General features: G+C 39.2%; 19 protein-coding genes, 2 tRNA genes and 1 pseudogene. 9 read left to right on the forward strand and 13 right to left on the reverse strand.

Translation table 11 applies throughout. The features are described from left to right. Positions 1-36 precede the first annotated feature (36 nt). On the reverse strand, positions 37-726 hold the full coding sequence (gene aqpZ / locus AC2117_RS01300) for an aquaporin Z (RefSeq protein ID WP_133971418.1): 690 nt from the start codon (positions 724-726) through the stop codon (positions 37-39). Between the two features lie 131 nt (positions 727-857). Continuing rightward, positions 858-1,862 (reverse strand): AraC family transcriptional regulator, encoded by a 1,005-nt coding sequence (locus AC2117_RS01305; RefSeq protein WP_133971420.1) that lies wholly within the window; start codon positions 1,860-1,862, stop codon positions 858-860. A 109-nt stretch (positions 1,863-1,971) separates the two neighbouring features. On the opposite strand from AC2117_RS01305, the gene AC2117_RS01310 reads away from it, so the two are divergent. After that, positions 1,972-2,610 (forward strand): hypothetical protein, encoded by a 639-nt coding sequence (locus tag AC2117_RS01310; RefSeq protein WP_133971422.1) that lies wholly within the window; start codon positions 1,972-1,974, stop codon positions 2,608-2,610. A gap of 37 nt (positions 2,611-2,647) precedes the next feature. Here the strand turns inward: AC2117_RS01310 and hisF are convergent, their stop codons facing one another. Then, positions 2,648-3,406, reverse strand: coding sequence for an imidazole glycerol phosphate synthase subunit HisF (hisF, locus tag AC2117_RS01315; RefSeq protein WP_000880078.1), 759 nt, complete (start codon positions 3,404-3,406; stop codon positions 2,648-2,650). 112 nt (positions 3,407-3,518) lie between these two features. On the opposite strand from hisF, the gene AC2117_RS01320 reads away from it, so the two are divergent. From AC2117_RS01320 to AC2117_RS01330, 3 genes are read left to right on the forward strand one after another with little or no spacing between them, the layout of a single operon-like run. Then, complete coding sequence (locus AC2117_RS01320; RefSeq protein ID WP_133971424.1) at positions 3,519-4,469, forward strand: homoserine kinase; 951 nt, start codon at positions 3,519-3,521, stop codon at positions 4,467-4,469. A gap of 11 nt (positions 4,470-4,480) precedes the next feature. Continuing rightward, on the forward strand, positions 4,481-5,110 hold the full coding sequence (locus AC2117_RS01325) for a DUF1294 domain-containing protein (protein ID WP_133971426.1): 630 nt from the start codon (positions 4,481-4,483) through the stop codon (positions 5,108-5,110). A 36-nt stretch (positions 5,111-5,146) separates the two neighbouring features. Next, entirely contained in the window at positions 5,147-5,542 is a 396-nt protein-coding gene (locus tag AC2117_RS01330) for a DUF4870 family protein (RefSeq protein ID WP_133971428.1), read from the forward strand. Between the two features lie 34 nt (positions 5,543-5,576). Here AC2117_RS01330 and AC2117_RS01335 read toward each other — a convergent pair whose 3' ends face one another. Continuing rightward, complete coding sequence (locus tag AC2117_RS01335) at positions 5,577-6,479, reverse strand: DMT family transporter (RefSeq protein WP_133971430.1); 903 nt, start codon at positions 6,477-6,479, stop codon at positions 5,577-5,579. A gap of 94 nt (positions 6,480-6,573) precedes the next feature. On the opposite strand from AC2117_RS01335, the gene AC2117_RS01340 reads away from it, so the two are divergent. Together AC2117_RS01340 and AC2117_RS01345 are read left to right on the forward strand one after the other, a co-directional pair. After that, complete coding sequence (locus AC2117_RS01340; RefSeq protein ID WP_197731015.1) at positions 6,574-7,125, forward strand: XRE family transcriptional regulator; 552 nt, start codon at positions 6,574-6,576, stop codon at positions 7,123-7,125. Positions 7,126-7,332: 207 nt separating this feature from the next. Continuing rightward, complete coding sequence (locus AC2117_RS01345) at positions 7,333-9,024, forward strand: ATP-binding cassette domain-containing protein (protein WP_133971432.1); 1,692 nt, start codon at positions 7,333-7,335, stop codon at positions 9,022-9,024. 54 nt (positions 9,025-9,078) lie between these two features. Here the strand turns inward: AC2117_RS01345 and hisA are convergent, their stop codons facing one another. From hisA to hisB, 5 genes are all read right to left on the reverse strand, one after another. Beyond that, positions 9,079-9,810 carry a 1-(5-phosphoribosyl)-5-[(5-phosphoribosylamino)methylideneamino]imidazole-4-carboxamide isomerase gene (hisA, locus tag AC2117_RS01350; RefSeq protein WP_133971434.1) on the reverse strand — a complete coding sequence of 244 codons (732 nt, stop codon included), beginning with the start codon at positions 9,808-9,810 and terminating at the stop codon, positions 9,079-9,081. A 94-nt stretch (positions 9,811-9,904) separates the two neighbouring features. Further along, on the reverse strand, positions 9,905-10,546 hold the full coding sequence (locus AC2117_RS01355) for a 3'-5' exonuclease (RefSeq protein ID WP_133971435.1): 642 nt from the start codon (positions 10,544-10,546) through the stop codon (positions 9,905-9,907). An 87-nt stretch (positions 10,547-10,633) separates the two neighbouring features. Beyond that, a complete protein-coding gene (locus tag AC2117_RS01360; RefSeq protein WP_133971437.1) occupies positions 10,634-11,185 on the reverse strand; it encodes a DUF805 domain-containing protein in 552 nt (183 codons plus the stop codon). A gap of 152 nt (positions 11,186-11,337) precedes the next feature. After that, positions 11,338-11,955: an imidazole glycerol phosphate synthase subunit HisH gene (hisH, locus tag AC2117_RS01365; protein WP_133971439.1), complete on the reverse strand. Its 618-nt coding sequence runs from the start codon at positions 11,953-11,955 to the stop codon at positions 11,338-11,340. Continuing rightward, positions 11,955-12,548: an imidazoleglycerol-phosphate dehydratase HisB gene (gene hisB / locus AC2117_RS01370; RefSeq protein WP_004639787.1), complete on the reverse strand. Its 594-nt coding sequence runs from the start codon at positions 12,546-12,548 to the stop codon at positions 11,955-11,957. The genes hisH and hisB overlap by 1 nt, the downstream gene beginning before the upstream one ends. 103 nt (positions 12,549-12,651) lie before the next feature. Here hisB and AC2117_RS01375 point away from each other — a divergent pair, with 103 nt between their 5' ends. From AC2117_RS01375 to AC2117_RS01385, 3 genes are all read left to right on the forward strand, one after another. Further along, positions 12,652-13,035, forward strand: coding sequence for a GNAT family N-acetyltransferase (locus AC2117_RS01375; protein ID WP_042895552.1), 384 nt, complete (start codon positions 12,652-12,654; stop codon positions 13,033-13,035). A 107-nt stretch (positions 13,036-13,142) separates the two neighbouring features. Beyond that, positions 13,143-13,218: transfer RNA gene (locus tag AC2117_RS01380), tRNA-Phe, on the forward strand. A 126-nt stretch (positions 13,219-13,344) separates the two neighbouring features. Further along, a tRNA-Phe gene (locus AC2117_RS01385) sits at positions 13,345-13,420 on the forward strand. A gap of 175 nt (positions 13,421-13,595) precedes the next feature. On the opposite strand, the gene AC2117_RS01390 is transcribed toward AC2117_RS01385, so the two are convergent. The 4 genes and pseudogenes from AC2117_RS01390 to AC2117_RS01405 form a co-directional block, all read right to left on the reverse strand. Further along, on the reverse strand, positions 13,596-14,027 hold the full coding sequence (locus tag AC2117_RS01390; RefSeq protein ID WP_004639785.1) for a GNAT family acetyltransferase: 432 nt from the start codon (positions 14,025-14,027) through the stop codon (positions 13,596-13,598). Positions 14,028-14,156: 129 nt separating this feature from the next. After that, positions 14,157-15,671 (reverse strand): acetyl-CoA hydrolase/transferase family protein, encoded by a 1,515-nt coding sequence (locus AC2117_RS01395; RefSeq protein WP_133971441.1) that lies wholly within the window; start codon positions 15,669-15,671, stop codon positions 14,157-14,159. Positions 15,672-15,706: 35 nt separating this feature from the next. After that, positions 15,707-15,835: pseudogene (locus AC2117_RS01400) on the reverse strand (hypothetical protein). A 27-nt stretch (positions 15,836-15,862) separates the two neighbouring features. Continuing rightward, the gene (locus AC2117_RS01405) at positions 15,863-17,320 is read right to left on the reverse strand and encodes an ATP-binding protein (protein ID WP_133971443.1); all 1,458 of its coding nucleotides are present in this window, start codon (positions 17,318-17,320) and stop codon (positions 15,863-15,865) included. Positions 17,321-17,335: the final 15 nt, after the last annotated feature.

A 17,335-nucleotide genomic window follows, 5' to 3' on the forward strand; every position in this document is an offset into this window, starting at 1 on the left:
TCACCCACCGCGATAGTAGATTGAGTCTAAGAAAAGTTAATCCTTATCCCCAGCAACCACTTTATAAATAATCGCCCCAATCACAGCACCTAAAATTGGAGCCACCCAGAACAACCATAATTGACTTAAAGCCGCAGTTTCAGCAAAGAATGCAACGCCTGTACTACGTGCAGGGTTCACCGAAGTGTTGGTTACTGGAATACTGATTAAGTGAATAAGCGTTAAGCCTAAACCAATTGCGATAGGAGCGAAGCCAGCAGGTGCTCGACGGTCAGTTGCACCTAAAATAATGATTAAGAAGAAAGCAGTAAGTACCACTTCAATTAAGAAAGCAGAACCTAAGCCAAATTTATTTGGTGATAAATCACCAAAACCATTTGAAGCAAAACCACCAACGCCGCTAAAGCCAGCTTGACCTTGAGCAATAATGTAAAGAACAAATGCAGCAGCGGTCGCACCAACCACTTGTGCAATAATATATGGAATTAAATCTTTAACATCGAAGCGGCCGCCGACCCAAAGGCCAACACTTACCGCGGGATTAAAATGTCCACCTGAGATATGCCCTAGAGCATAAGCACCTGTCAGTACGGTTAAACCGAAGGCAAGGGCTACACCTGCAAAGCCAATACCAAGTTCGGGGAAAGCTGCGGCTAACACTGCGCTACCACAACCACCAAAGACAAGCCAAAATGTACCTAGAAACTCAGCAAAATATTTATTCATTATGATTACTCATCTATTCGTCTATTTTAATTAATGTGAATTACGTCACACAAATTTGAAGCATGTGACTATATGAAATTTTTGTTTTCAGTGTTGTTTTAATCAAGAAAAGAATTGTAAGTTTTGGTAGGTTAATTATTGTTCAAAAAATAATCTCGCCATTGTTGGGGTGTTTGACCTGTCCAATGTTTGAAAGCTCTTTGAAAAGCACTTTGTTCTGAATAACAAAGCAAAAGAGCAATCTCTTGTAAGCTTAAATGCGGATCTTTTAAATATTCAGTCGCCAACATAAATCTCACTTGTTGTACTCGCTCCTGAAAGGTGGTGTTTTGCTGCTGCAAATGTCGTTGTAGCTGTCTAATAGATAGGCTTAAAGAATTTGCGATTGATTCGATTTGATATTGGTTTTTTTGTAGGCCCGTTAAAATGGCATATTGAAGACGTTGGTCTATTTGAGTCGAACTCGGTAATTTTTCTAATAGTGCTTGTGCTTGCTGAACAAGTAACTGCTGTAATGTATGGTCTGCCCTACTTAATGGCTTTTTAATTTCAGTAAGAGGAATTAACAGTTCGGTACGTGGTTGATTAAACTTAACCCGACATTGAAAGTATTTTTCATAGACCATCATATTTTTAGGTGCAGAATTTAAAAAATGCACCTCATGTAAATGTACATCTTGATGTGACATGAAAAGCCGTAAAAATTGGACGACTAAGGCAATGGCAATTTCATCGGTCAACTGGGTCGGATGAAGCTCGGTTGCTTCCCAACGAATAGAAGCATATTGCCCATGTAGTTCAACAGCTAAAGGGCTACCGTCATAAATCAGGCGATGAAAATCATAATAACGAGTTAATGCTTCACCTAAGTTGTCACAGGAGAGCGCAAGGTAGGCAATAATCCCTAAATGTTTAGGCTGTACATATTTTGCGATTTCGAGGCCTAATGCGGGCTTCGGATCCAGCTGATAAATGACTTCTAATAAATCACGCCAAACCACATAGTCAAAGCGTTCCAGATTTTGAATTTTTTCTAATTGCTCAGGAACTGCTAACTGATTGGCCTCACAATAAGCTTTTAATAGGTGTCCCAATCCTCCATAGACAGAACCTGTATAGTTTTTTAGTTGTGGCATCCCTGACCACCTCTTTCTTGTCGTGATTTGTCAATGAAACCATAAATTCTGGTCAATACCAAGCATAACGAATTTTATATGCTGAATAAAAAGAAAAAGGAGTAAAGCGATGTTAAAAGGGTTTATTGCCGGAATTGCAGTTGCCAATGCATTTGAATGGGTGGCACACAAATATATTTTGCATGGTATGCACCGTGCCGGACAACCGCGCTATAGCCCAGTGCCGAAAAGTATGGAGTCGCATTGGGCACACCATCGTGAAGTCCGTAAACAACAATTTCATGATGATTGCTATGTGGAAGGTGTTGGAAACTGGCGAACTAAAAATGAGTTAATTTCACTAGCGGTGGTGGCAACTGTTTCAAGCGCAATTTTCTATCCATTTTCAAAAGGTATGGCACTCGCAGCTTGGTACAGTGCTGGAAATTATTACTATATACATCGCCGTGCACATCTGGAGCCTGAATGGGCAAAGCGTAAAATTCCGTGGCATTACGACCACCACATGAACTCTAATCAAGATGCCAACTGGTGTGTGACCAAGCCTTGGTTTGATTACGTCATGGGAACCCGCGTTGTTTCTTCGGCAGATTTAAAAGAACAAAATCCTTTGGGCATAAGGTTACCAGCAGCGCTCGCTCAACCATTGTCTCAAGCTGTAGAAAAAATCTTTCCTGCAAAATGGGTCGAGAAAAAAGAAAAACCTAAACTCATCGGTGATGTGAATGTTGTAGACGGTGCTGCATAAAAAAAGGGGCATATTGCCCCTTTAAATATCAATATGCTTACAAGCGCATTTCAATGCCTTGTTCAGCCAAATATTGTTTAGCTTCTGGAATTGTATATTGGCCAAAATGGAAAATACTTGCTGCCAATACTGCATCGGCACCACCTTGTAAAATCCCGTCTGCAAGGTGTTGTAAGTTACCTACACCGCCAGATGCAATTGTTGGAATGGTAACGCGGTCATTAATAGCACGCATTAAAGCAATATCGTAACCCGCTTTAGTACCGTCGGCATCCATACTGGTGATGAGTAACTCACCCGCACCATAGTCAGCCATTTTTACAGCCCATTCAATCGCATCAATACCCGTTGGTTTACGACCACCGTGAGTAAAGATTTCCCATTTATTATCGCCAGTTTTTTTAGCATCAATTGCAACCACAATACATTGCGCGCCAAAGTGCTGTGAAGCTTCTTGAACAAATTCTGGGTTAAATACGGCAGCCGAGTTAATACTCACTTTATCTGCCCCTGCATTTAATAACGCACGAATATCTTCAACTTTACGTACACCACCACCAACAGTTAATGGCACAAATACAGTCTCTGCCATACGTTCAACAGTACGGTAAGTGGTATCACGTCCATGATGTGTAGCGGTAATGTCTAAAAAGGTAATTTCGTCTGCACCTTGTTCGTTATAACGACGTGCCACTTCAACAGGGTCGCCAGCATCACGAATATCGAGGAATTGAACGCCTTTAACTACGCGTCCGTTATCAACGTCTAGGCAAGGAATAATACGTTTAGCAAGCATAGCTTTTTCCAAAAATAATCGCCGTTGGTGAAAGTTCCTACACAGGCGCTACACCTTCATGGAGGGAAGAGGTATTCTATCAAACTTCACAGATGTTTTTTGCAGGTTTTCCATGTCGGTTTATACCACTTTGAGTTTAGATGAAGTTCGCGCCTTTGCTGCACCTTATGGATTAGAGGTGTTGGAGCTGAACCCAATTCAGGGAGGTATTCAAAACACCAATTATTTTTTGGTTGATGTAAACCGTAAGCAATATGTACTCACTGTATTTGAAGAGCTAGATGCTCAAGGGGCGGGTGAACTCATTCCAGTTCTTGAACAACTGGGAACTCATGATGTACCAGTTGCTGTGCCGTTAAAACATAGTGGACAAGCGGTTCATGTGATTGCAGAAAAACCTGCACAGATTGCACCACGTTTAATGGGGCACCATCCCATGCAAACCACAGTTGCACAGGTTGCTGCTATTGCAGACGCACAGGCAAAGCTGCATGTTGCTTTGCAAGATTTTCCGCTTGAGCGTGAATATAGACGTGATCATCAATATTGGACGGGCGTGGCTGAACAGCTTAAACCAAGCATGACTCCAGAGGACCAAAATTTACTTGAACAGGTCTATCAAGCTTTTAATGCGAAAACAGCACAGTATTCAAACCGACCAACAGGTTTTATTCATTCAGATTTGTTCCGCGACAATACTTTGTTTGAAGGCGAGCAACTACAAGGTATTCTAGATTTTTACGAGCTAAACCAAGATGAGTTGCTGTTTGATATTGCGATTACCATTAATGATTTTTGTACCGAATATCCAGAGGCACATTTAAATTTAGAAAAAGTAGAAGCTTACTTAGACGCATATCAAAAAGTTCGTACACTTACTTCAGATGAACTTGCATGTTTAGATGTATTCTTGGCAATGGCGGCGTGCCGTTTTTGGTCGATGCGTTTGCAAGTTGCTCAAAAAAATAAAGAAGAAGGACGTACCGGCGATGATATTTTGCAAAAAGATCCGCAAGAAATGCGAGCAATGATGCAAGACCGTTTAAGTCATGTAAAAGCATAAAAGGAATAGAGATGCGAGATCAGGGGCGATTAGTCGAATGGTTCGACGAAAAAGGTTATGGCTTTATTCAGCCAGATGATGCTGAAAAAGAGCGAGTCTTTTTGCATATCAAAGATTTTGCACGCCCCGGTCCTCGGCCAATTATTGGCTGTGCACTGGAATATCTGATTATCCTTGATGAACGTGGTCGCTTTCGTGCCCAGCAGGTAACCTACCTAAAAGCATCTCAAACTCGTAAAGCTTCAAAGCCAGCAAAAACAGAATCTTCTTTTCAAGCTAAACCCTGGTCTGCCATGCAAATGGGGATCGTCGTTTATTTTGTTTTAATGGGCATTATGAGTTTTATCCATACTTTGCCAGCTTATACCTTATTGTTTGTTTTAATGATGAATGTGCTGAGTTATTGGCTCTATTCACAAGATAAGGAAGCTGCACAATTGGGTAATCGCCGTGTGCCTGAACAAACATTGCATATTGTCAGCTTTTTAGGGGGCTGGCCTGCTGCATGGTGGGCACAACAAAAACTGAGACATAAAACACAAAAACAACCCTTTCGTAAGATTTATTTTTGTACCATATTCCTTCATTTACTTTTGATTTTATGGCTAATTTCTCCCTTAAACGTATTGCGGGGCTCATAAAAGTAAATTGTTTTATTAAACTTGAGAGGTATAAAAATGAATAGTTCTATCGACCAAGATTCAAATCGTACTTTAACACTTGTTTTATATGTACTTTATATTGTTGCTATTTTTACTGGCGGCTTACTTGCGGTTATTGCTTTAATTATTAACTACGTAAAACGCTCTGATGTACAAGGTACAATTTTTGCGAGCCACTTTACATGGCAAATCAGAACATTCTGGTGGTATCTTGCTTGGAATATTATTGCCTTTTTGCCGTTTATTTTCTTGTTCTTTACTGGTGAAAATACCGATCTGTTTGCAGGGGTTGCAGTCTCATCGACCGTATTCTGCGTAGGTGTAATCGGCGCTGCGTGGATCTGGATTGTATATCGTGCAATTCGCGGCTTGATTGCTTTAAATGATAACCGCCCGATGTATCAACCTTAATAGATAAAAAAGAGAGCATTTCGCTCTCTTTTTTTTATTCTTGAATTCTTTTGACTTTTTTGGTCGGCAACTTAATTTTTAACTCACTGACTAAAACACCCAATACCACTAAAGCACCCCCAAATAGGGCAATAACTGGTAAACGCTCACCTGCAATTCGGCCAATAATGCCTGCCCAAACGGGTTCTCCTGCGTAAATAATTGCAGCACGTGAAGGATCAACTACGCGTTGAGCCCAGTTCATCACAAATTGAATGAGTGCGCTGGCTAAGCCTAATGCAACAGCAATCAGTACCAGAGACCATGAAAATGCTGGAATCGAATGTTCACCGACCACAGGCATAATGGCAAAAGAAAGTAGAGAGGCGACGCCGAGTTGAATGATTGTGACACGGCGTAAATTTACTTTTCCAGCAAAGTAGCTAATAAAAATAATCTCTAAAGCAATCGCAAATGCACCAAGCACTGTTAAAAGCTGCCCAAAACTTAATGAAATTTGTTTAAAACCATTGCCTGTCAACAAAACAAGACCAGCAAAAGCTAGAGCTGCTCCAACCCAAGTCATAATATGTGGAGTTTTTCTAAAGATGAGCCACATTAAAAGAGGGACAAGCGGCACATAAAGTGACGTTAAAAACGCGGATTCACTGCTTGGAATGGTTTGAAGACCAATCGTCTGTGTGCCATAGCCCGCCGCAATTACAAGGCCAATCGCACTTCCTGCACCTAAATCTTTTAACGTAACGCCTTTCATACTTTTTAATGAAATAAGCAGTAACGTTAAGGCAGCTACTGCAAAGCGGCAGCCCACAAAAAACATAGGTGAAGAAAAATTCAGTGCATATTGCACGGTAAGGAATGTTCCGCCCCAAATAATGGTAATGAGGATAAGAGCTAAATGGGGGGCTTTGCTTGAACTCAGAGAAATTGATGGCATATCTGATCAGGAAAATGTGCAATATACTGCACATCTTGCAGTATTCTTATGTTTTGTGCAATATATTGCTCATATTTTCTTTGCTACTTATTCTATGACCCAGTCCAGCACCGTTTTACAGCATGTCGGCACAAACATCCGTTCATTAAGAGATGAACAAGGTTTAAGCCAACAGGACTTGGCCGATCAAGCGGGTGTAAGCAGACGAACAATCGCAGCTTTGGAAACAGGGCTGGTCAATATTAGCTTGGCTAAACTCGATGCGATTGCGGTAGTGTTGGGCGTAGATTTTAGAACAATTGTGAGTGCGCCAGAGCTCAAAGAACAAGCCTTAGTGAATGTACTAGCTTGGCAGGGAGACAAAGAAGAAAGCAAAGCAACTTTACTGGCTTCAGTTCCATCTCGGTCTCAAGTTGAGCTTTGGACATGGTCGTTGGCAGTGGGGAAATCTTATATTGCCGAAGCTGATGCAGAAGGGTGGCAAGAACTTATTTATGTATTAGAAGGTGAGTTGACCATACAATTTACCGATAGTACAAAAATTATTGCTGCTGGCTCATCTTTTAGTTTTGCTAGTTCAGTGACTTACACCTATATCAATAGTGGTAACCAAGTGCTTAAATTTATTCGTAATGTGGTTTATTGATTGTTTAACTCTTAATTTGTTTAATAAAAAGAGTCTTTAACAGTTACGTCGACCATCAAGAATTATGCAATGTAAGATAGGCTATTTTAAATAGCTATCAGTGTTATTTAAACAAAAAACACGAATATGAATAAAGAAGGCAAGCTATGATATTTCTTATGTAATGAAATTATTTTTAACCCGTTTGAATAGAAAAAAGATATAGAAATGAAGTTTTTATTAAGTTCGCAAGATATTCAAAACTATAAATTTTTATGGCAAGTTTCTAAAGAAAATTATAAGAAACAGAAGGGTAGTATGTTTCTCATGTTTTTATTAGTGATGTTTACAGCATTCTTTACGACATTATTGCCATACTTGTTAAAAATTATTATTGATTATTCTGCACAGGAATATAATTTTTCACTAGATATTCAGCTCCCATTTAATTTTTTATATCTAATCGTACTCGCGTATGCTGCAGCATGGTTAGCGAATGAGTTATGTAATTGGACAAAAAATATTTTTAGTGCTTATTTGATGGTCGATTTCAAAGGTGCATTAATCTTTGCGGGTCTAAAAAATTATTTAAACCTCAAAAAAGATGAGCAAGATCAAATTGAGGCTGGAACAGTGATTAGTGATCTTGCAAGAGGAAGTTCTGCTTTTGGTGAGATTAATTTAACGTTGCTTCTTCATTTGGGACCAATTATTTTTCAATTGGTGATGATTTTTGCAGTTTTATTTACGACCATTAGCTTACTTTTTAGTATCAGTTTTTTATTGGTCGCTATCGTTATTTTTTTAGTTTCCTTTCATATAAATAAAACAAGCAGTTCATTATTCGATTCGATGTATCAAAAAGATAATCAGGTGAATAGTCATTTAATACATCAGATTTCAAATTCATATGAAATTAAAGTAAAAAATGCAGTACAGTTTCAATTGTCAAAATTTAATGCCACATTAGATTCATACATCACAACAGCTAAAGATAGGAACAAGAAAATAGGGCTATTGATGATTTCTCAATTGTTCCTGATCTTTCTGTTTTTACTCATTTTTATGTTATTTACAGTGTTTCTTTCAACTGAAAAGCAGCTTACACCGGGTGCTTTTGTATTGATAAGTACTTATATTATTCAACTTACCAATCCTTTTTTGGCAGTTTCCCAAAGCTTGATGCGTTTAAATGGCAACTTTGTCGCCTTAGCAAAATATCGAAAATACTTTGATCTCAATAAAGAAAATTATACGTATTCTATCGTTCAAGACTCTAACGTTCTCTTTCAATTTATAAATGCTAAATTTTCACTTGGGAAAAGAGCCGTAGATCATTTTAATTTAAAAATATTAGCCAATAAAACGTATGTAGTGATTGGGCAAACTGGCTTGGGAAAGACTTCTCTCATGAATTATTTAATGGGCGTCTATCAGATTCAATCAGGGCAGCTTTTGTATAAAAATATTGATATCAGTCAAAATTTTTCTAAGCATATTTTTGATGAGGTTGTCTACGTTGCACAGCAACCAGTTATTTTTCCTTATTCTCTTAGAGATAATTTAGTTTATAACTCTCAACATATATATGAGGATTCTTACTTACTTCAGATGCTTGATCAATTTAATCTGTTACATATTTTGAAAAAGCATCAGCTGACACTTGATGATGATTTAACTGAAATCTATAAGAATTTTTCAGGAGGAGAAAAGCAAAGAATTTGCATCCTTCGAGGCCTTTTAGCTTGCCCTCAGCTTATCATCCTAGACGAACCGACTGCAGCTTTAGATGTAGATACTGCAAAAAATATACTTGAATATATTCAGCAAGTCATACCATCCGTGATTATGATTACACATTCACCCTATGCAATGGAGCTTGCAGATGAGGTTATCGATTTAGAAAAGTTATTAAGCTAAAGATTATAAAAAATAAAAAAGAGCCTAAACAGGCTCTTTTTTCATCTTAAAAAATTAAAGACAATTTTCATCTAACAAAAGCTGAGCTTCACGAAGATTCAGTGAACCTTCATAAATTGCGCGGCCTGTAATCGCACCTAAAATGCCTGGTTGGCCTATTAGGTTGCGAACGTCATCAAGGTTAGTTACGCCACCAGATGCAATTACTGGTAAACCTGAGTATTGAGCTAAGTTTACAGTTTGCTCAACATTTACACCTTGCATCATGCCGTCACGAGCAATATCGGTATAAACAATGCTAGATACGCCAGCATCAGCAAAACGTTTTGCTAAATCAGTTGCTTTAACGTCTGTTACATTTGCCCAGCCGTCAGTAGCAACCATGCCATTCATGGCATCAATACCAACAATGATGTGGCCTGCAAAGCGTTTACAAGCTTCTTCTACAAATTCAGGCTCTTGAACAGCTTTAGTGCCGATAATGACAAAAGTCACGCCAGCTTCTAAATAGTGCTCAATTGTTTCTAAAGAGCGAATACCACCGCCAATTTGAATTGGTAATTCTGGCTGAGATTTAGCAATTGCTTCAACAATAGGTTTATGAATTGGAGTGCCTGCGAAAGCGCCATTCAAATCGACCAAATGCAAACGACGTGCGCCTTCATTTACCCAATGCTGGGCAGTTGCAACTGGATCGTCAGAGAAAACGGTATCGTCTTCCATACGCCCTTGTTTTAAACGCACACATTTACCATCTTTCAGGTCAATTGCAGGAATGATTAGCATGCTTCCGCTCCTTGCTTCATCATGATTATGAAATTTTGCACATCTTAGCAAAGTATTGATCAATCGCTAAGCCTTAGAAAAGACTTTTATAACTTTACGCTTGAAGTGCGGTTTGAATAGTTTGAGAAATGTGAGCGGGTAATAGTTTTTGTTTTCTGAGCTCTAGAAATACCAATAAAGCAGCATATGCATCGGCGGCGGCGTAGCTGATTTGCTGAGGACTAAGTGGCTTTCGTGCCCAATTTGAAGTTCCAACTTTTTTCGACTTTGCAAGATATTGCTCAAATAACAGCGCCACTGCTTTTTGTACCCCCAGTTGCTGTTTAAAACCAAAATGGCTAAAGCCTTTTGCGAGGTCAACACAACCTTCGAGTTCAATGCCTTTTTTATGAAAAATATGCTTATCATTTTTTAGGCCAAAACCGACTTTAATTTGTTTTGGGTTGGATAAAATGGGCTGTAAGAATTTTAAAGTGAATGAATTTACATGAAACAGATATGCTTTTTGTTCAGTAGCCAGTTGAATCAAATGCGGACCAGTTGAGACTTCGCCCACCCGAAACGTGGGTTTAGATTCGGAATCAAATCCTAGAAAATGGGCTGCTTTTAATTCATTTTCAATATTTTTACATTGCTCGATATTTTCAATCACCACAATATTTTGGTGGTTAAGATTTTCGAAAGGAGGAAGCTGCTGAATAGAGGCTTTATCAAGGAGGGGAGAGGCTTCGGACATATTTAACAGCATACAAAAGAATTGAGCTATTAGCTTTATATATGAATAAAGCCTAGAGAACTAGGCTTTATAAAAGACCACAAGAAATTATTGAGACTGAGAAGGTGTACCAATTTCAATACTTTCACTTTTTTCAATATAACTTTGATAACTCGGAACCATAATTCCAGCAATAACACCGAAAACAAATACGAGCGGAATAATGACAATATAGATCCAGCCTAAAACACGCTCCCAGCCAAGAGTTGGGCGCTGTGGACCATAATCATTAGTGCCCTCGGTACCTTTTGCTACAAATAGATAAATCATAAAAATAAAGTTTACGACAGGTATAAGCATCAGTAGTGATAGCCATCCTGTATTATTAAGATCATGTAAGCGACGGATAGTAAATACAAAATTAAAATATGCAAAGACTATATAAATAATGAGTAATAGGATCATTCCTAATGTCATAATATTTGATGAACCCATCTCTGATGGGTTTGAGCGGAGCCATAACATGCTTGATAAGGCAATCATGAAAGTTATTAAACTAATAATAAATGTCCATGCAGCATAAGATAAACGCCCAAAACGACCACTTGCTTTAAAGGGTGACTCTTGTTGAAGCGGTTGATTTTCAAAAGGTGGATTCATTTTATTTTCCTGATCATTTGGTTTTATATAAAAGTTTGAATCTTCAATATTTTGTTGAATAAAAAATCATTTTATAAATGACTAGATTGTTATTATAAATAAAAAAATAGATCAGGCCATCACGACATGATCTATTTTAGTTTTAAATGAAATTAAATATTCCATTCCACAAAGTTTTTAAGTAACTGCAAACCAGCAGTGTGGCTTTTCTCTGGATGGAATTGAGTCGCAAATAAATTATCTTTGTGAATTGCTGTGCAGAAGTTCACACCATAGTTACAGGTCGCAGCCACAACGCTTTCATCTTTAGGTTCGACATAGTAGCTATGTACAAAGTAAAAACGTGCATCTTGCTCAATGTTATTCCACATTGGGTGGCTTGGGTCCAGTTGCTGAACCTGATTCCAACCCATATGTGGCACTTTTAAGCCTTCCATTTGAGGGAAGTGTTTTACTACACCATCAAAAATACCTAAGGCGTCTACACCACCATTTTCTTCTGAGCTTTGTAGTAAGGCTTGCATGCCAACACAAATCGCAAGAACTGGTTTATTAAAAGCAGCTTGACGTACTACTTCATCAATACCCGCTTCACGCATACCTTGCATACAGTCGCGCATTGCGCCAACACCTGGAAAAACAATTTTGTCGGCTTTTGCAATTAATTTAGGATCATTAGTCACATCGACTGTTGCACCTACATGCTCAAGGGCTTTAGCCGCTGAGTGTAAATTGCCCATGCCATAATCAAGCAACGCGATACGTGTCATCAGAGGCTACCTTTTGTCGATGCAATCGTGTTTTCTGCACGTGGATCAACCTCACATGCCATACGTAAAGCACGAGCTAGCGCTTTGAACACACTTTCAATTTGATGGTGGCTATTTTTACCTTTCAAATTATCGATGTGTAAGGTCATAAGCGCATGGTTTACGAAACCTTGGAAAAACTCGGAAAATAAATCGACATCAAATGTACCGATACGCGCACGAGTAAATGGAATGTCCATGAATAAACCCGGACGACCAGATAAATCTACAACAACTCGAGATAGGGCTTCGTCTAATGGTGCATAAAAATGACCATAGCGTTTTAAACCTTTTTTATCGCCTAAAGCTTGTGCAAAAGCTTGTCCAAGCGTGATGCCACAGTCTTCTACGGTGTGGTGATCATCAATATCGAGGTCTCCGTCACAATGAATATCGATATCAAATAAGCCATGTCGCTTGATTTGATCAATCATATGGTCTAAAAATGGAACTCCGGTGTTTAGTGTGCCTTGACCAGTACCATCGAGATTTAAACGAACTCGAATTTTGGTTTCATTGGTATTTCTAACCACTTCACTGATACGTTGCGTCATGGACACGTTCCTCAAAAAAACGTCAAAAATGATTGGATGTTAACGACAATTTCGCTGTGACGAATTCGTGACAGCATCATAGTTTGCTCAGGAGGGTTAATCAATGCCTATTACCGTACACGCTTATAGTTCTCTAGATAATTCAGAGATCCGCGATCAGCTTGAGCGACTGTATGATACAAGTCCGGAGTTTGGCGACGGGCACGATGCGATTGAACAACTTGAACAAGATTTACAACAGTATACCACGCTATACACTGCTGAATTTAACACCAAAATTATAGGGGCAATCTGGTCTTCAGGACAAGGTGAAAGCAAAGTACTTGAATATATTGTGGTGCATCCTGCTAACCGGGGTCGTGGGGTAGCAGAGCGCTTGGTTGAAGAAGCTTGCCGTATAGAAGAGTCAAAAGGTGTAAAGATTTTTGAGCCGGGTTGTGGGGCTATTCATCGTTGTTTGGCCCATATTGGTAAATTACATAGCTAAATATCCATGCTAAATAGGTAGGAGTGATTTAAAAATAATCACTTGTTACAAAAAATACGGAAGTGGCTTGACGTGATCATATAAACATTGTTTAATACGCCCACTTCGGCGTGATAGCTCAGTAGGTAGAGCAACGGATTGAAAATCCGTGTGTCCCCAGTTCGATCCTGGGTCTCGCCACCACTATATGTGTTTTCAATCCCTGATCCCATCAGGGATTTTTTTTGAGTATAAAAAATACTCATTTAAATCATAAACTCAGGATAATAGTTGACTATTCTTCTGAGATACGGCTTAATACAGGCCATCGGCGTGATAGCTCAGTAGGTAGAGCAACGGATTGAAAATCCGTGTGTCCCCAGTTCGATCCTGGGTCTCGCCACCATATTCCAAAAAAACCTCATACATAGCGTATGAGGTTTTTTTTCGCGCTTATGATTTTATTTAAACAATTCATTTCCTGACTTGTGGGTAAAATGAGATTTATCCACAAGCACAGTCATTTATCCCCAAGCTCTGATTATTTTTCTTGTCATCCCAAAGTAATAATAAATAAGGTTCTAATCATGTGAACTATCGCTAATTAAACGTTTTCCTAAGCACACTGCTTCTACTTCGTCATAGCCAAGTTGTTCATAAAAATTCAGTACATTCAGATTATCTTTACGCACCAATAATTGAAGTTTTGGGCAACCCCGAGCAATTAGTCGCTTTTCAAGCTGCTGAACGAGCGCTGTAGCTATTCCTAAGCGTTGTTGGTGGGGGTGAACAGCCAAATAATTAATCCAGCCTCTATGGCCGTCGTAGCCGCCCATAAGTGTGCCAATAAGTTGCTCATCTTTAATAGCAACCAGAAATAAATCATCTTGTTGTGAGACTTTTCTGAAAATATCGGTTTCAGGATTATTCCAAGGACGAGTCAGGCCGCAGCTTTCCCATAAAATAACGACATCTTCCAGATCCGCATTTGTAAATTGACGAATAATAAACATATGGATTTCTACTTTTTGTTTTGATGTGCTGAAAAGATAAAATAAAAATTCGAGCTTGAGCAGTGTTTATTAATAATTTAAACAAATAAAAAAGCACCCCCGTAGGAGTGCTTGAATTCAATCAGTTATTTAAGCTGATTTTGCAATTGGTGTTGCTTGAAGCATTTGGCCTGTCTCTTCAAAGTTTGCATGCCAAGACAATGCCTCACGAAGTAAATGAGGCGTATGTCCACCTTTAGCACATGCACGATCAAAGTAGTCATTTAATGCATCCCGGTAAAGTGGGTGCACACAGTTGTCGATAACAACGCGAGCACGTTCACGAGGTGCTAAACCACGTAAATCAGCTAAACCTTGCTCTGTCACTAAAATATCAACATCATGTTCACTGTGGTCAACGTGACTCACCATTGGCACGATAGAAGAGATATCGCCGCCTTTAGCAATTGATTTAGTCACAAAGATCGCCAAGTGAGCGTTACGAGCGAAGTCACCTGAACCACCAATACCGTTCATCATTTTCGTACCACACACGTGAGTCGAGTTCACGTTACCGTAAATATCAAACTCAAGGGCAGTGTTAATGCCGATAATACCTAAACGGCGAACCAGTTCAGGGTGGTTAGAAATTTCTTGTGGACGAAGTACTAATTTGTCTTTGTAAGCTTCAATATTGCCAAAAACTTTCTCGCCGCATTTTGCAGAAAGCGTAATTGAGCTACCAGAAGCAAATTTCATTTTACCTGCATCAATGAGTTCAAAAGTACAGTCTTGTAATACTTCTGAGTACATGATGAGGTCTTCAAAGTCAGAATCTTTTAAGCCAGTTAATACGGCATTGGCAATAGAGCCGATACCTGCTTGTAATGGGCCAAGGCTTTTCGGTAAGCGACCTTCTGCAACTTCTTTATTAAAGAACGCGATCAGGTGGTTTGCAATGCCTTGAGTTTCATCATCTGGCGGAGTTACCGTTGATGGTGAGTCATGCGTATCGTTAAATACAATACCAACAATCTTTGCAGGATCGATTTGGATTGCTGATGTACCAATACGCTCATCCACTTTTGTTAATGGAATTGGAGTACGTGTTGGACGATAAGTTGGAATGTAGATGTCGTGCAAACCTTCAAAGCTTTCGCTTAAAGATGTGTTGATTTCAACAATAACTTTCTCGGCAAAAATAGCGAAGCTCGCAGAGTTACCTACAGAAGTCGTTGGAATAATGCCGCCATCTTCAGTAATTGCAATTGCTTCAATCACTGCAACATCAGGACGTTTAAGTTGTTGGTTACGCATTTGCTCAACAGTTTCAGACAAATGTTGGTCAATAAACATAACTTCGCCATTGTTAATGGCACGACGTAAGGTATTGTCCACTTGGAATGGCATACGACGAGATAAAACACCTGCTTCCGTGAGTTGTTTGTCTAAGTCGTTACCTAAGCTGGCACCCGTAATTAACGTGATTTTTAACGGATTTTTCTTTGCAAGTTCTACAAGTGCTTGTGGAACAGCTTTAGCTTCACCAGCACGAGTAAAACCACTCATACCTACGGTCATTCCATCTTCGATGAATTGTGCAGCTTGTTCAGCACTGATGACCTTGTCATGAAGAGAAGCTAGGCGAATACGACTTAAAGACATTGGACATCCTCAGAATTGTCAAAACATAGGGGATTTTAGCTATGAAAAATTGAAAAGTGCATAGGTGTTAGGCTAAGGTCTAATTTTGTAAATAAATGGTGGTATAAAATATATTTATAGTTTTTATTTTATTGATTTTTAATTATTTTATTTGTCTTTAAAATGAGGCTTCCAATAACTAACTGGTGAAATTAAAAGCGCTCACTCAAAGTTTGTTTTATTTTTTCTAATGGGTTGATCGAGCTGTTTTCTTCAGTGCTTGGTTTCGGGATGGGTAAAGTAATAATCACTTCTAAACCACCTTGTTCACGGTTATGAATATGAATTTCACCGTGGTGAATATCGACAATACGTTTGACAATGGCCAGTCCAAGTCCACTACCTTGGATTGTTCTTGCTGAATCTCCGCGGACAAACGGTTGCATTAACTCTTCAACCTGATCTGCTGGAATACCTTCACCATGATCGGCAACCGTAATTAAAATATGTTCATTTTCAAGTTTTGCACTGAGTTCTATTGGTTCAGCGCCATAGCGCTTTGCATTGTTAATTAGATTGGCAATCAGTCGTTTTAGAGAAAGGCTGCGTGCAGGAATAATCGGGACATCCTGCATTTCGAATTGAATGTCTAAAGGTTTGAACTGAACAACAAGTTCTTGCAAAAGCATATTGATATTGGTGTCTTTCAACTCTTCATCTGAGCCATCACGCATATAAGATATGAACTGATTAAGAATTGCGTCCATATCATCTACGTCATAGACCAGACCTTCACGTAAAAACTCATCAGGTAACATTTCCGCCGTTAAGCGAATACGTGTAAGAGGAGTTCTTAGATCATGTGAAATGCCGGCCAGCATAATACGTCGTTCACGCTCAGTTTGGTCAAGCGTATAAACCATGCGGTTAAAGGCTTGGTTCACCTGACGAATTTCTAAGGGACCGTGATTGGTATCTAAGTAAGGTGCTGTTCCAGCTTTACTATATTCATTGGCAGCATTTTGCAAACGACGTAAAGGGCGGTTCATCTGCCTAACTAAAATCAGAATAATAATAGCTGAAAGTAATGGAACACCAACGATCCAACCAATTAATAGCTCAGGGCTATAATTGGCATAGGTTTTTAAAGGCTCGCGGACCCAATTCCCGTGCATTTCAGGTGTTTGAATCCAGATACGTGGACTAGGTTTAAACTGGAAGTAAACCGTAACATCCTTAGCCCCAATCTCATTTGCCAGTTTTTGTTCGATCTGATTGGTAAAAAACTCGGCAATAACTTTCTCGCGGACACTTGGATATTCTTTAGGGTTGGTAACATATTCAATACCAACACGATTGCGTAACCACGCATCAACATCAACTTCATTTTCGCGATGAAAAATCCGTATATCTGGATTGTTGACGAGCTCAAGTTCAACTGCAAGATAACGAGCATGTTGTTGAATTTCAGGTAAATAAAGAGTGCGCCAAAAGAACCATAACGACATAAATAAGCTAAAAAATACCACCAGCAGTACCAAAATAGTGGTACGCATGGCAGCAGAACGTGGCTTAATTTTGTCGAGAAAACGTTCCCACCGAGTTCGTTTCCGTTCAGAGTAGGTGGTGTAGTCAGTAAAGTTTTGTGGCGCGATTGGTTCTAAACTCACTCTATCTTATCTCAA

This window comes from Acinetobacter calcoaceticus (assembly GCF_900520355.1).
Classification (GTDB): Bacteria; Pseudomonadota; Gammaproteobacteria; order Pseudomonadales; family Moraxellaceae; genus Acinetobacter; species Acinetobacter calcoaceticus_C.

Bases quoted from the DNA above. Each gene is read 5' to 3' on its own strand.
- hisF (WP_000880078.1), bottom strand. From the start codon at position 3,406: ATGCTTGCTAAACGTATTATTCCTTGCCTAGACGTTGATAACGGACGC.
- AC2117_RS01355 (WP_133971435.1), bottom strand. From the start codon at position 10,546: ATGTCCGAAGCCTCTCCCCTCCTTGATAAAGCCTCTATTCAGCAGCTT.
- hisA (WP_133971434.1), bottom strand. From the start codon at position 9,810: ATGCTAATCATTCCTGCAATTGACCTGAAAGATGGTAAATGTGTGCGT.
- AC2117_RS01330 (WP_133971428.1), top strand. From the start codon at position 5,147: ATGAATAGTTCTATCGACCAAGATTCAAATCGTACTTTAACACTTGTT.
- AC2117_RS01395 (WP_133971441.1), bottom strand. From the start codon at position 15,671: ATGTCTTTAAGTCGTATTCGCCTAGCTTCTCTTCATGACAAGGTCATC.
- AC2117_RS01340 (WP_197731015.1), top strand. From the start codon at position 6,574: ATGACCCAGTCCAGCACCGTTTTACAGCATGTCGGCACAAACATCCGT.
- AC2117_RS01345 (WP_133971432.1), top strand. From the start codon at position 7,333: ATGAAGTTTTTATTAAGTTCGCAAGATATTCAAAACTATAAATTTTTA.
- AC2117_RS01335 (WP_133971430.1), bottom strand. From the start codon at position 6,479: ATGCCATCAATTTCTCTGAGTTCAAGCAAAGCCCCCCATTTAGCTCTT.
- AC2117_RS01375 (WP_042895552.1), top strand. From the start codon at position 12,652: ATGCCTATTACCGTACACGCTTATAGTTCTCTAGATAATTCAGAGATC.
- AC2117_RS01305 (WP_133971420.1), bottom strand. From the start codon at position 1,862: ATGCCACAACTAAAAAACTATACAGGTTCTGTCTATGGAGGATTGGGA.
- AC2117_RS01390 (WP_004639785.1), bottom strand. From the start codon at position 14,027: ATGTTTATTATTCGTCAATTTACAAATGCGGATCTGGAAGATGTCGTT.
- AC2117_RS01325 (WP_133971426.1), top strand. From the start codon at position 4,481: ATGCGAGATCAGGGGCGATTAGTCGAATGGTTCGACGAAAAAGGTTAT.
- AC2117_RS01320 (WP_133971424.1), top strand. From the start codon at position 3,519: ATGTCGGTTTATACCACTTTGAGTTTAGATGAAGTTCGCGCCTTTGCT.
- AC2117_RS01310 (WP_133971422.1), top strand. From the start codon at position 1,972: ATGTTAAAAGGGTTTATTGCCGGAATTGCAGTTGCCAATGCATTTGAA.
- hisH (WP_133971439.1), bottom strand. From the start codon at position 11,955: ATGACACGTATCGCGTTGCTTGATTATGGCATGGGCAATTTACACTCA.
- aqpZ (WP_133971418.1), bottom strand. From the start codon at position 726: ATGAATAAATATTTTGCTGAGTTTCTAGGTACATTTTGGCTTGTCTTT.
- hisB (WP_004639787.1), bottom strand. From the start codon at position 12,548: ATGACGCAACGTATCAGTGAAGTGGTTAGAAATACCAATGAAACCAAA.
- AC2117_RS01360 (WP_133971437.1), bottom strand. From the start codon at position 11,185: ATGAATCCACCTTTTGAAAATCAACCGCTTCAACAAGAGTCACCCTTT.